The sequence below is a fragment of the Mesorhizobium tianshanense genome (assembly GCF_007830515.1).
Classification (GTDB): Bacteria; Pseudomonadota; Alphaproteobacteria; order Rhizobiales; family Rhizobiaceae; genus Mesorhizobium; species Mesorhizobium tianshanense.
This window is the reverse complement of the sequence record NZ_VLKT01000028.1, coordinates 71,810-84,792: the sequence shown is the minus strand read 5'-3', so window position 1 is coordinate 84,792 and position 12,983 is coordinate 71,810. Positions and strand designations below refer to the sequence as shown.

The 12,983-nt window shown below is 63.9% G+C and carries 11 protein-coding genes and 1 tRNA gene; 7 read left to right on the top strand and 5 right to left on the bottom strand.

The features are described from left to right. Positions 1-252 precede the first annotated feature (252 nt). The 5 genes from IQ26_RS21855 to IQ26_RS21835 all read left to right on the top strand — a co-directional run bounded on the left by IQ26_RS21855 (position 253) and on the right by IQ26_RS21835 (position 2,862). Positions 253-328: transfer RNA gene (locus tag IQ26_RS21855), tRNA-Thr, on the top strand. Positions 329-635: 307 nt separating this feature from the next. After that, positions 636-1,061 (top strand): globin family protein, encoded by a 426-nt coding sequence (locus tag IQ26_RS21850; RefSeq protein WP_145720419.1) that lies wholly within the window; start codon positions 636-638, stop codon positions 1,059-1,061. A gap of 65 nt (positions 1,062-1,126) precedes the next feature. Next, entirely contained in the window at positions 1,127-1,453 is a 327-nt protein-coding gene (locus tag IQ26_RS21845; protein ID WP_145720418.1) for a hypothetical protein, read from the top strand. A 127-nt stretch (positions 1,454-1,580) separates the two neighbouring features. Then, on the top strand, positions 1,581-2,114 hold the full coding sequence (locus IQ26_RS21840) for a DUF2380 domain-containing protein (protein ID WP_162458034.1): 534 nt from the start codon (positions 1,581-1,583) through the stop codon (positions 2,112-2,114). A 292-nt stretch (positions 2,115-2,406) separates the two neighbouring features. Further along, positions 2,407-2,862, top strand: coding sequence for a pyridoxamine 5'-phosphate oxidase family protein (locus tag IQ26_RS21835; protein ID WP_145720416.1), 456 nt, complete (start codon positions 2,407-2,409; stop codon positions 2,860-2,862). A gap of 81 nt (positions 2,863-2,943) precedes the next feature. Here the strand turns inward: IQ26_RS21835 and IQ26_RS21830 are convergent, their stop codons facing one another. The 5 genes from IQ26_RS21830 to IQ26_RS21810 are packed head-to-tail and all read right to left on the bottom strand — an operon-like array spanning position 2,944 to position 9,610. Further along, entirely contained in the window at positions 2,944-4,557 is a 1,614-nt protein-coding gene (locus tag IQ26_RS21830) for an indolepyruvate oxidoreductase subunit beta family protein (protein WP_145720415.1), read from the bottom strand. Beyond that, on the bottom strand, positions 4,550-6,703 hold the full coding sequence (locus tag IQ26_RS21825; RefSeq protein WP_145720414.1) for a thiamine pyrophosphate-dependent enzyme: 2,154 nt from the start codon (positions 6,701-6,703) through the stop codon (positions 4,550-4,552). The genes IQ26_RS21830 and IQ26_RS21825 overlap by 8 nt, the downstream gene beginning before the upstream one ends. Before the next feature lie 48 nt (positions 6,704-6,751). After that, positions 6,752-7,231 (bottom strand): MarR family winged helix-turn-helix transcriptional regulator, encoded by a 480-nt coding sequence (locus tag IQ26_RS21820; RefSeq protein WP_126037474.1) that lies wholly within the window; start codon positions 7,229-7,231, stop codon positions 6,752-6,754. Beyond that, on the bottom strand, positions 7,231-8,802 hold the full coding sequence (locus tag IQ26_RS21815; RefSeq protein ID WP_145720413.1) for a phytoene desaturase family protein: 1,572 nt from the start codon (positions 8,800-8,802) through the stop codon (positions 7,231-7,233). The genes IQ26_RS21820 and IQ26_RS21815 overlap by 1 nt, the downstream gene beginning before the upstream one ends. 16 nt (positions 8,803-8,818) lie before the next feature. Next, complete coding sequence (locus IQ26_RS21810; RefSeq protein ID WP_145720412.1) at positions 8,819-9,610, bottom strand: cyclase family protein; 792 nt, start codon at positions 9,608-9,610, stop codon at positions 8,819-8,821. A gap of 122 nt (positions 9,611-9,732) precedes the next feature. Here IQ26_RS21810 and IQ26_RS21805 point away from each other — a divergent pair, with 122 nt between their 5' ends. Together IQ26_RS21805 and IQ26_RS21800 are read left to right on the top strand one after the other, a co-directional pair. Further along, positions 9,733-11,307: a phytoene desaturase family protein gene (locus tag IQ26_RS21805; protein WP_145720411.1), complete on the top strand. Its 1,575-nt coding sequence runs from the start codon at positions 9,733-9,735 to the stop codon at positions 11,305-11,307. A 102-nt stretch (positions 11,308-11,409) separates the two neighbouring features. Further along, on the top strand, positions 11,410-12,936 hold the full coding sequence (locus IQ26_RS21800; protein WP_145720410.1) for an ABC transporter substrate-binding protein: 1,527 nt from the start codon (positions 11,410-11,412) through the stop codon (positions 12,934-12,936). Positions 12,937-12,983: the final 47 nt, after the last annotated feature.

Sequence of the window (12,983 nt, the reverse complement as noted above, 5' to 3'; positions counted from 1 at the left end):
GCACGTACGGTCACATTGCCCATGATCGTTAGCCGTAGGCGACCAATCAATCAACGGGCCAGCGGCCGCATTCTGCCTTGGCGATGCATCCAAGGCCTATTTCCAGAGGTTTTTCGGCAAAGGAATCAACATATTTCGCCGATTTTCCTGTCACTGAGCCAGCGTGGCCTCTTGAATTCGCGACTGCCCATCTTGAATTCGCGGCTGGTTGCGTCTATCACCCAGCGCATCTTGGAGGCCTCGGCTTCCCAGGCCGCTTTAGCTCAGTTGGTAGAGCACATCATTCGTAATGATGGGGTCGCGTGTTCGAGTCACGCAAGCGGCACCAAAACCTCCAATAATCCCCATGCCGCCGTGCGCCCTTGCCTCGTGTCGCCACAGGCGAGCCTCCGCCTTCCCTCAATTTCAGACGCGTCCATCACCGTGATGGGAACCGATCGGGAGTGGTTTGATCACATCGCACGACTTCCGGGCACCGCCCTCAGGGCAAAGCCGCACAAGGGAGTTGAAAACAAATGAGCGCAAATGAAAACCAATTGAGACACAACTGAAACACATCTATGCGCAGGCGACATGCGAGCGAAACGCTTTGGGGCGATGGTCGAGCCTCACCAAGGAACGCAGGAGCGTCGCCGATGACACCCGACCAGATCAGACTTGTCCAGGATAGTTTTCGCGAGGTCGTGCCGATACGCGTGGCCGCCGCCGCGCTGTTCTATGAACGCCTGTTCGCGATCGACTCGGATCTTCGCGCGCTGTTTCCGGTGAGAGACATGACCAAGCAAGGCGCCAAGCTGATGGCGAGCCTGGGCTTCGTCGTGCACGGACTGGACCGGGCCGACACCATCCTGCCGACGGTGCGCGTGCTCGCCAGGCGTCACGTGACCTACGGCGTCGAGGAACATCATTATCCGATCGTCGGGCAAGCGCTCATCGAGACGCTGGCGGCCGGCCTCGGCACGGCCTTTACGCCGGCGGTCCGCGAGGCGTGGGAGGCTGCCTACGGGTTGCTCGCGAGTGTGATGATCGCGGCTGCCCGCGAGGATCAGCTCGCAGCGTGATTTTATTGGATGCAGTCGAAGGCGACCATCCACCCGGACGATAATTCTCAATGGAGAAAAACACGATGTTCAGATACACAGCTCTAGCAGCGCTTTGCGTTGTGGCAAGTTCCGCTTCTGCCGGCGAACTCACGGCCCGTCAGGGCGGGACCGTCGATCTCGGCAGCTTCCACGGCATCGTCTACTACACCGAGGCGGATGACGGCTATCGGGTGGTCACCACGATGGCGGCGGGCGAAGAAAGTCTGCCCGTACGCTTCGTCGCGACCCTCACCGAGGGCCAGGCGATGGTGATCTCGGTCCCGGGCGCGTTGACAGGCCCCGGCCAGGCACTCGAAATCTCGCGCGCCAAAGGCAAGCTCGTTGTCGCGAAGGTGGAGTCCACCCAGTAAACGGGTGGAAAGTTGACGTTACGACGCAACTGGGTAGTCTTGCGCTTGCTTTCCGCGCCTCCAACAACGCGAAGAGACAATGGGCACCGCCATTGGGACGGCTATCGTCCCTACCTCGGAGACCGAGATGCTCAAGGTGCAATGCGCGGAAGTACGATTTCGACTTTTTGAGTGCGGACAATTTCTCCTGACCCTGATCGGCGCTGGCGTGCTTGCGTCGGCCGCTTTTGCCGATGCCGTCGAGCCAGCGGCCCTCGCTGTCGCGGATTTCGAGTTCAAGGATACATCAGGCGAAGTCAGGGACCAGACCGCGGAGCACGAAGCGCGACTGAAGGCATTTGGCGTTGCGTTGCACGATGCTCTTTCGGAGAAGATCGACCTCGTCGAGTTACCTTGTCAGGCAGAACAGTGCACCATCAAGGACCCCGGCCTTGTCGATCTCTCGAAGCAGGCAAGAACAGCCCGCGCGAAATATCTCCTGATCGGTCAGATGCACAAGATGAGCACGCTGGTTGGCTGGGTGAAGTTTGCAGTGCTGGATTTGAACGACAACAAACCTGTCTGCGATCGATACCTGACTTATCGGGGAGATACCGACGAAGCGTGGCGACGAGCCGCAGAGTTCACGGCGCGCGACATCGAGAAGCACTGCATTCCGTAGGGTTGCATAGGAAGTCCGGCGACCGAAATGGGTCGCCCCGACAGCAACGCAACAGCGCAGGTGATCAGACCGGCAGGAATGCCCCCAACGCGTTGTTGTGGTGTCGCCGCCGCTGCGGCCCCCGAACGCGGCGCAGTCCTCACCAGCTCGACTTTTCCAACTCCGTGTTCGATCGCATCAACGGTGCCTGGTTTGTCGGGTGCCATGGTTTGACTTGCGTCAACGCCAAAGCAGTTGGGTGGCCGGATGATTGTCCGTGCATTTGGATTGCCCGCGATCATGGAGACGACCGATGGACGAAGAGCTCAAAAAGAAGATCCTGACGCTGTTGGACCAACACCGGATCATGACGATCGCCACGCTAAGGCCGGATGGCTGGCCGCAGGCGACGACCGTCGGTTATGTGAACGAAGGCCTCGCCCTCTACTTCCTCTGCGGCTTGGACAGCCAAAAGGCAGCGAATCTGGCGCGCGATGATCGGGTGTCGGTGACGATTGATCACGACACTCCGGATTTGATGGCGATTACCGGCCTGTCCATGGCGGCGCACGCGAAAGCGGTGGCTGATCCGGCCGAAGCGGCCAAGGTCTTGGGCATGCTTCCGCTGAAGTATCCTGAGCAGGTCGCGCCCCTGCCTGTTCCGATGCCGACCCCGGAGGATGTCCGCATATTCCGCGTCACGCCGACGGTCATCTCGGTGCTCGATTACTCCAAGGGCTTCGGCCACACAGACCTTGTCACTTGCTAAGGCTTTTGCCGGGGGTAGGCGGTCGCCGTTGCACTCCTCCGGTGTGGGGGCGTTGGTCTGGAGTTATTCCGATCTCACTGGTCAAGCGGATGGGACGGGGCCATCTCCCAGCGTTGCCACCGTTTTCAGCGCGCCATCGAGCATGTCACCCTTCTCGTCCTTCAACGCTGATTCGCGCAGGCGCCTGATCCAGTCGGCGGCATCGGCGCGGCCCTTGACCAGGTCGAGCGCCGACAGCACCCGGTCGAATTTCGACTGGGCGCGGGCGTGGGTGTCGCTGTAGCCCTTGATCAGCCGGCGGCAGTTGAGGATTTCGACGGCAAGTCCGTAGTCTTCCCTGACATGGCCGAGCGCCAGCGCGTACCAGCGCTCGAGATGCGCGGTCTCGACCCTGTGGCGCAGCAGGCGGCGGCGCCAGCGGCGCAGGCCGCCGATGAACCACAGCGCGGCAAAACCGGCAAAACTGTCGGTGCGGATGCGCCGGCCGCGATTGATGCGGCGGTCGAGAAAGGCGGCAAGCTTCGGCCGCGCCTCGATGTAGCTGCCCAGCCCGGCCGGCAGCGTGCCGCAGAACTCCTCGATGCGCGGATGGAAATATTCGGTCACCTGCAGGATCGAACCGTCCTTGACGCCGACCTCGCGGCGCACGCGTAGGTCGCGCGTCGAACGCGTCTTCAGGTCGGCGACGCGGATCATGTCGTCGTAACACATGGCGTTGGCCAGATGCTTTGCCGCTGCGATCGACAGCGCGTAGGCATGTTCGGCCCCATAGCCATCGGCATTGTCCAGCGCGACGGCGCGGTCGAGGCGGTCGAGATACTCGCCGCCATAGGCGATGTCCTGATAGTCGACGACTTTTTTCAGACCGCGAAACGCCATGTCGCGCGCGGGAAGCGGCAGCGCATCGACGCGCGCCGCAAGGTCCTGCCAGCCCTTCAGCAGGTTTTCCGGGCCGCTCACCTTTGCCGCCGCGCCCGAGCCGGTTTCGGCAGCTTTCGGCCCTGCGATCTTGTCGCCCGGAGGTGGCGTGTTCGTGATGCCACGCGCGCGATCAAAGGACGCGACGAAGGCGGCGAGACTGGCCTTCACGCCGCGGCCGCCGGCACTGACCGCCTGCTCATAGCTCTCGCGCGTGAACGGCAAGGCGTCGGACCCCGCCAGCGCGCCGAGCAGGCTGGCCGAGATCATCGAACCGTTGTCGGCGGCGATCTTCTCCATGTCGAAGGCGATGAAGCGCTTGGCCGCGGTTTCCGCCGTCGCATGCACTTTTGACGACGAGGCGCGGCCGTCGCCGGGCTCGATCTTTTCCGACACGGCGGCGATGCGGTGCGACGAGGCGATCAGCGTCGTGCGCTCGGGCGTGACGAAGCCGCGGATGATGGCACGGCCGGCTTCCATCAGTTCGGCCGCGATCAAGATGTCGACGTCGCCCTGCGAGGGTGACAGCGCGAAGACCGGCAAGCGGCCGGTGTCGCGGCACATTTCGACATAGTAGATGGTGGCGCCGGTGCGCTGGGCGACGCCGGCGACCGAGGTCGATTGCGCAACATAACCGTTGCGCTCGGCGACGTCGGTGATCCAGTCTGCCAGCACGCCGCCGCCCTGGCCGCCGACCGCCAGCACGGCAAGCTTGATGACGCGCTCGTCTTCGGGAGCGCCGGCTTTCGAGCGCGATGAGGGGACGGCGTCAAGCATCGGCGAACATCAGGCGCCGGCTTTCGCGGCGCCGCTGCAACAGGCCGATCGTGGCGCGACGCGCGGCCTCCAGGAAACGGTCCCAACGGCTGGGGTTGTGCACCACGTCGGCGCGGTAGAAGGACGGGCACAGCACTGCCGCATCGGCAACCTCGCCGCAATTGCCGCAACCGACGCAGCTCTGGTCGATATGCGCCACCGGGTCGTCGCGTAGCGGATCGTCCAGCGACTTGACCGAAAGCGACGGGCAGCCGGACAGCCGCATGCAGGCATGGTCGCCCGTGCAGATGTCCTCGTCGACACCGAATTTCGGCTTGACGATCCTTGTCCCGCCCTTGATCGCCTTGTCGATCAGCGGCTTCTCGCGGCGCTGCCGGTTGAGCATGCATTCGGACGAGGCGACGATGACTTTCGGGCCCTTCTCGTCCGTCGTCAGCGCCTCGCGCAGCGTGGCCTGCATTTTGCCGACATCGTAGGTGCGGTCGATGTGGCGCAGCCATTTGACGCCCATGCCCTTCACCGCCTCGGTGATCGGGTGCTTGGTCGATTTCGTCTTGTTGCCCGCGCGGGACGAGAGAATGTCCTGCCCTCCCGTCGCCGCCGAATAAAAGTTGTCGACGATGACGATGACGCCGTCATTCTTGTTGAACACGGCATTGCCGATCGACGAGGTCAGGCCGTTGTGCCAGAAGCCGCCGTCGCCGACGAAGGAGATCGAGCGGCGCTTGGCGTCGGGGGAATTGAAGGCCGAGGCCGAAGCCGGCCCCAGCCCGTAGCCCATGGTGGTGGCGCCGAGCTCGAAGGGCGGCATGATCGAAAACAGATGGCAGCCGATGTCGGAGGCGATGTGGTGCTTGCCGAGTTCCTGCTCAACCAGCTTGGTGGCGGCGAAGATCGGCCGTTCCGGACAGCCGACGCAGAAGCCGGGCGGACGGCCCGGTACGACGTTGATCAGGTCGGCGGTATCGAGCCCGTCGCCGATCTTGTTGGGCGCGCGGACCTCGCTCGGCAGCAGATGCGGGATGGTGGCACGCAGGAACGATCCGATGCCGTCGAGCATGACCTGACCGGTATATTCGCCGGCCATCGGCAGATGTTCCTTGCCGACGAGCTTGGTGCCGCGCCCGGCCTTGTGCAGCATCGCGGCAAAGGCCTGCTCGATATAGTTGGGCTGGCCTTCCTCGACGACGAGCACGGCGTCCTTGCCTTCGCAGAAGGACAGGAACTCGTCGTCGACCAGCGGATAGACGGCGTTGAGCACATAGAGCGGTACGTCTGTCACACCATAAGTATCGGCCAAGCCGAGGCGCTGCAGTGCCCGGATGACCGAATTGTACATGCCGCCCTGCATGACGATGCCGACCGAGCCATGTTCCGGCCCGAAGAACTCATTGATCTTGTTGGTGCGGATGAAATCCACCGCCGCCGGCCAGCGTTTCTGGACCTTCTCCTTCTCATGCAGGAAGGAGGCTGGCGGCAGCACGATGCGGCCGGTGTCGCGGCGCGGCGCTTCCAGCGCATCGGCCACAGTCATCGCCGGCCGCTTGTTGTCCTTGGCGATGAAATGACCGTGGACATGGCAGCAGCGGATGCGGACCTGCAGCATGACCGGCGTGTTGGAAATCTCGGAAAGCTCGAAGCCGTCCTCCACCGCCTTGACGATCGACGGCAGGTTCGGCCGTGGGTCGAGCAGCCAGACCTGGCTCTTCATGGCAAAGGCATGGCTGCGCTCCTGCATGATCGAGGAGCCCTCGCCGTAATCCTCGCCGACAATGATCAGCGCGCCGCCGGTGACGCCGCCGGAGGCGAGGTTGGCGAGCGCGTCCGAGGCGACATTGGTGCCGACCGTCGACTTGAAAGTCGCCGCACCCCGGATCGGATAATGCACCGAGGCCGCCAGCATGGCGGTGGCGGTTGCTTCCGAGGCGCTCGCCTCGAAATGCACGCCGAGCTCGCCCAGAATGTCCTGCGCGTCGGCCAGTACGTCCATCAGATGGCTGATCGGCGCGCCCTGATAGCCGCCGACATAGCCGACGCCGCATTGCAGCAGCGCCTTGGTGATGGCGAGAATGCCCTCGCCGGAAAACTCCTCGCCGGCGCCGACCCTGAGCTTCTCGACTTCCTTGGCAAAAGACCGTTCGGCCATTTTTTGGCTCCTTCCGTTACCGCCGAAATTTGGCGGCGCGTGAGATCGTCAAATGTCGTGCTTGCGAATGTTCTTCAGCATCTTCTGCAGCGTCGCGATCAGCGCCGCGTATTCGGCATCGTCGACATCGTCGAACATAGCCTCGAACGCGTCATGCATGGCCGGCCAGGCGCGGGTGAACTCGGCGCGACCCTCGTCGGTCAGGAATACATGGCGGATGCGGCTGTCGGTGACGCCCTGCTCCCGCCGCACAAATCCCTGCCCTTCCAGCGTGTCGAGCGTCCTGCTCAAGGTGGATTGTTCGATGACCGTATAGACCGAGAGATCGTTGACCGTGACGCCGTCGGTGACCGACAGCACGGCCAGCGTGCGCACCTGCGGAATGGTCAGGCCCTGCTTGCGGAAATCGTCGCGCAAGGTGGCGTTGTAGCGGCCCATGATGCGGTTCATCAGATAGGGCGCGAATTGCTGCAGGCCGATCTGACCCAGTGTCGAGATGCGCTGGCGCTTTTCAACCTTCTGTTCCATCACAGCCTCCCCGCCAGCAGGAAGCCGGAACCGCCGCCCAAGCCCGCGCCGGGATGGGTCGAAGCGCCGATATGGTAGAGGCCCTTGACCCCGGTGTCGTGGTTGCGGCTCGTCTTGGACGGCCGCCACAGGAACGACTGGTCGATGGTCGAGGCGCCGCCATAGGGATCGCCGCCGACCAGATTGACGTTCATCGCTTCCAGATCGGCCGGCGAATAGGCACGGCGTGCGATGACGCTGTCCTTGAACCCGTCGATATGGCTGGCGAGGATGGCTTCGGCACGGTCGGCATAGGCTTCGCGCAATGCTTCGGTCCAGCGGCCGTCCGCCGGCATCGCGAGTTTACCGGCAGCATCGCCCTTGATATGGCGTGGCGCCTCGGGCAGCTGCAGCCACAGGATCGCCTTGCCGTCCGGACAGCGCGATGGATCGAGCGCATGCGGCTGGCCGACGCAGATGGTCGGCACCTCCGGCAGCATGCCGCGCACCGCCTCGTTGCAAGCTTTCGACACCCCGTCGAGTCCGGGCGTCAGGTGCAGCAGCGCGACCTTGTCCAAGCCGTCGCCGCGCCATGCGGGCGGCTTGTCCAACGCGTAGTGGATCTGGAAATTACCCTTGCCGTAGCGGTATTTTTGCGCTGCTTCGACCTCGGATTTCGGGGCCGCGTCGCCGAGCAGCCGCCCATAAAGCTGGGTCGGCGTGACCGAGCAGATCACGCTCTTGTTCGCGGTGACCGTTTCGCCCGAAGCCAGCCGCACGCCGGTTGCACGGCCGCCGCTCTGGATGATGGAGGCAACGTCCGCTTCCGTCCGGATCACGCCGCCGCGCTCCTTGATCAGCGCCTCGAAAGCGGCCAGCAGGTTGCTGGCGCCGCCCTTGACGATCGGCGCGCCGGCGGCTTCAAGCGCAAAGGCGATGACCTTGGCGATCTGGCCGGAAAACGCATCTTCGGGTCCGAGGCCGGCATGCAGGACCCAGGGAGCCCAGAGCGCGCGGGTGGTTTCGGATTGATAGGTGCTTTCCAGCCAGCCGCGCGCCGGCACCAGCGCCTGGCCGAGAAAGCCGGCAAGGCCGCGCGGGCCGCGCCGCCAGGCTTCGCCCGCCAGCAGCCTGGTCGTGGGATAAGACCACAGGCTGCCGCCGAGCAGGCCGAACAGCAGGCCGGCATTGCGTTCGATCTCACCGACATCGCTGCCGTGCCGGTCGCCGTCGCCCGCGGCAAGCGCATTGGCCGCCGCGACATTGGCGGCGCGGTCGGTGCGCAGGACGGCATGGCTGCCGTCCGGCCGCAGCACGCCGGTGGGCGTACCGGTGTTGCAGAACTCCAGACCATGCCGCGCCAGGTCCTTGCCCAGCGCCGCATAGGCCGGCGAGGTGATGAACAGCACGAAGGTCGTCGCCATCACGTCGTGGATGAAGCCGGGCGCGGTGATCTCCTCGGTGCGCACGCAGCCGCCGATGCGGTCGTTGCGCTCGAGCACCAGCACCTTCGCTCCCTTGCCGCCGAGCATCGCCGCGCAGACCAGCGCGTTGATGCCGCTGCCGACGATGATGTGATCGATATCGCTCATCGTCGTGGCCTGTCGCTTAAGCGCGGGGCACCAACGCCAATGCGCGGATCGGGCTGCCGGTGCCGTGCTCGATCTTGAGCGGTGCCGCGATCAGGATCGCGCCCTTCGGTGGCAGCCGGTCGAGGTTGCAGAGGCTGGCGAGCCCGTAGCGGTTGGCCTTGTGCATCAGGCTGTGCGCCGGGAATGGCGGCTCCATTCCCCCTGCTTTGCCAGCATCTGTACCGATCGTCTCGCTGCCCCAGCCCTTTATGTCCTTGCTGATGAGATACTGGATGGCCTCGGCGGTCGGTCCGGGCGTGTGCGGGCCGGTCTCGTCGGCGTTGAGGAATTCGGCTTCCGAGCCGTTGCGCTTGTACCAGTCGGTGCGCATCACCACCCATTCGCCGGCGTTGATGGCACCGTGCTCGGCTTCCCACGCCTTGATGTGGTCGACGGTGAGCAGGAAGTCATGGTCGGCGGCGGCCTGCTTCGAGCAGTCGATGACATTGACCGGGCCAACGAAGTTCTGCGCCGGAATGGTGTCGGTAGCGCCGTCCGGATAATCCTTGCCGGTGATCCAGTGCTGCGGCGCGTCGAAATGCGTGCCCGAATGCTCGCCGAGCTTCAGCCAGTTCCAGGCCCACCACGGTCCATTCTTGTCATAATGGGAGATCGCGTGGATCTCGATCTTCGGCGTGTCCACCGCCAGTTCCGGCGGCAGCTTGATCAGCGGCGTGTCAGGCCCAAGCGGCGCAGTCAGGTCGACCACCTGGATGGCGCCTGAAAGAAGCTGGCCGGCGACCTCGCCGAGGAGTTGTTGCGTGTCCATGGTCTCTGTTCCCTCTTCTTGGATGGCTCTGAAGGCTCGTTGCGGCCCTTAATATCCTACTAGACGAAAACATATGCATCTGCAATTATCTTTAAGCATAAAGGAAATGGGTTGGGTGGGGCGTGAGCGAGTTTGACGCCATATTCGTGGGGGCGGGCCACAACAGTCTGGCATGCGCCGCGCATCTGGCGCTCAATGGCTGGAAAACCGCGATTTTCGAGCGTAGCGAAACGATCGGCGGCGCCGTCCAGACCCGCGAATTCACGCTGCCCGGTTTCAAGCACGATTTCGGCGCGATGAATCTGAGCCTCTTCGCCGGCTCGGCCTTTCACAAGAAATATGCAAATGAATTGAAAACCCACGGACTGGAATTCGCGCCGGTCGCTGACTGCTTTGCCAGTGCCTTTCCGGACGGACGCTGGTTTGGCGTCAGCAACGACCTGGAAAAGACCGCGTCGCGCATGGCAGCTTTTTCCGCGGCCGACGCAGCCACATGGCGCCGGCTGGTCGCGGCTTTCCCGGCGGAAGCCGAGCATCTGTTCCGGCTGCTGGGCTCGCCGATGGGCGGACGGGTACTGGCCGGCACCGCCTGGAACCTGTGGCGCAAGAAGGGTTTTGCCGGCGCGCTCGACACAGGCCGCCTGCTGATGTCATCACCCCGCTCCTGGCTGGAGGAGAATTTCGAGTCGCCGCATGTCAGGGCGACGCTCGCCACCTGGGGCATGCATCTCGACTTCGCCCCCGACATCGCTGGCGGCGCGGTGTTCCCGTATCTGGAATCGATGGCCAACCAGTGCTTCGGCATGGTGCTCGGCAAGGGCGGCGCCGACACCATCATCCGCGCCCTGTCGGGCATGGTCACCGCTGCCGGCGGCAAGATTGCAACCGGGGCCGAGGTGGCCGAGATCACGGTTGCCGCCGGCAAGGCGACCGGCGTGCGGCTCGCTTCCGGCGAGACCCATACCGCCAGCAAGGCCGTCATCGCCGGCGTCGCGCCTGGAGCGTTGCCCGGCAGACTGCTGCCGGATGGTTCCGGCGACGCCGGCTTCGACACGGCGATGAAAAAGTTCCGCCACGCGCCGGGCACGATGATGATCCATCTGGCGCTGGACGATTTGCCGGACTGGCGCGCCGGCGCCGATCTCAGGCAATTCGCCTATGTCCATCTGTCGCCGTCGCTCGACGCCATGTCGCGGACCTATCAGCAGGCAATGTCGGGCATGCTGCCGGACGAGCCGGTCCTGGTCGTCGGCCAGCCGACCGCGATCGATCCGTCGCGCGCGCCGGAAGGCAAGCATGTGCTGTGGGTGCAGGTGCGCATGCTGCCCGCCGAAATCCTGGGCGATGCGGCGGGCACAATCGCGCCGGCTCACTGGGACGAGGTTAGGGAACACTACGCCGAGCGCGTTCTCGACATCATCGAGAGCTATGCGCCCGGCCTGCGCCAGAAGATCCTCGGCCGCGCCGTGTTCTCGCCGCTCGACCTCGAACGCGAGAACCCCAACCTCGTGGGTGGCGACCAGATCTGCGGCAGCCACCATTTGGCGCAGAACTTTCTCTTCCGCCCGGCGCGCGGCTTCGCGCGCTGGAACACGCCGGTCACGAATTTGCATCTCACAGGTGCCGCGACATGGCCAGGCGCCGGCACCGGTGCTGCCTCGGGCTATATGCTCGCCCAACAGCTTGGCGGGAGGTAGGATTCAAGAGACTTGCGAATGGGCGAGGCGCGGTTGCCCAGGGAGCCTGAACCCACAGAACGACAACGACGCCGCGCAGACAAAACCAACAGGGGAACGACCATGACACTCAACAGACGAGAATTGCTCGGATATAGCGCGGCAGCACTTGGCGCGACGGCGCTCGGCCTGCCGCAGATAGCCAAGGCGGCCGGCGAACTGACCATCGCCTACAACGTCAACCTGCCGTCCTGGGACCCGACCACCGGGCCTTCGGCGGTCAACCCGACCATCCAGGGCCTCTACCAGTCGGTGTTCGACCAGTTCATCCCGCAGAAGCCGGACCTGTCGTTTGCGCCGGGCCTGCTGACCGAATGGGGATGGAACGACGACCGCACCAAGATCATGATGACGGTGCGCGACGGCGTCACTTGGCATGATGGCTCGCCATTCACCGCCGAGGACGTGGTGTGGTCGCTGGAGCGCGCCGGCAAGGTGGAGACCGGCAACCCGATCCAGTTCGTCTGGTCGAAGATCGGCAACTTCAAGATCGACGGCAACAAGATCACCGGCGACGTCATCGCCTTCGAGCCGACGCTGTTCAAATGGATGTCGTTCCTGACGGGCTACATCATGCCGAAGGCCTATTACGAGAAGGTCGGCGCCGAGGACTTCGAAAAGGCGCCGATCGGCACCGGCCCCTACATGGTCGACAAATTCGAGCGCAACGCCTTCCTGCGGCTGAAGGCCAACCCGAACTACTGGGGCGGCAAGCCGGCCTTCGAGAATGTGACGATCAAGTTCGTCACCGACGCGGCGAGCCGTGTCGCCGAGATCGAGTCCGGTTCCTCGCAGGTGACGCTCGAAATCCCCTATGAGGAATATGACCGGCTGATCGCCAAGGACGGGCTTGCCGGCTCGTGCAAGAATGTTTCCGACATCGGCATGATCTTCTTCAACGACATCGACGCGATGCTGGACAAGAATGTCCGTCAGGCAGCTGTGATGGCGGTCGACAAGAAACTGCTCGTCGATCGGCTGCTGCGCGGCTACGGCCAGCCGATCGACACGCTGGAAACGCCGGAATACGCCGCCTACGATGCGTCGATCAAGGTCGAGCACAATCCGGAAAAAGCCAAGGAATTGCTGGCCGCTTCCGGCTATTCGCCGGAGAAGCCGGTCAAGTTCACGATCCAGACGACCAAGGGCTTCAAGCCCAAGGACTACGAGATGATCCAGGCGATCGTCGGCATGTGGCGCAAGGTCGGTATCGAGGCGACGATCGAGGTCTACGAGATCGCCAAGCACTACGAACTGCGCGCCGCCGACAAGCTGGCGCCGGCCGCCTTCTACAATTGGGGCAATGCCATCGGCGATCCGACCACCTCGACCGGCTTTGCCACCTATGGCCCGAGCCCGCATTCGGTGTGGGACAGCCAGGATCTGATCGACATGATCAACCCGCTGTGGGGCGAGGCGGACGAGGCCAAGCGCATCGCCGGCTGGAAGGCTGTCGACAAGTACATCGCCGAACAGGCCTATGTGCTGCCGCTGATCCAGTATGCGCAGCCGATCGTGCATGCCAAGGGCGTCAACGTCGTGCAGAATGTGTCCGGCGCGCTTTTGCCGGCGCTGATGACCCCGGCCTGACATCGGTCCGGGATTGCCGCGCGCCGTCAGCAATGACGGCGCGCATC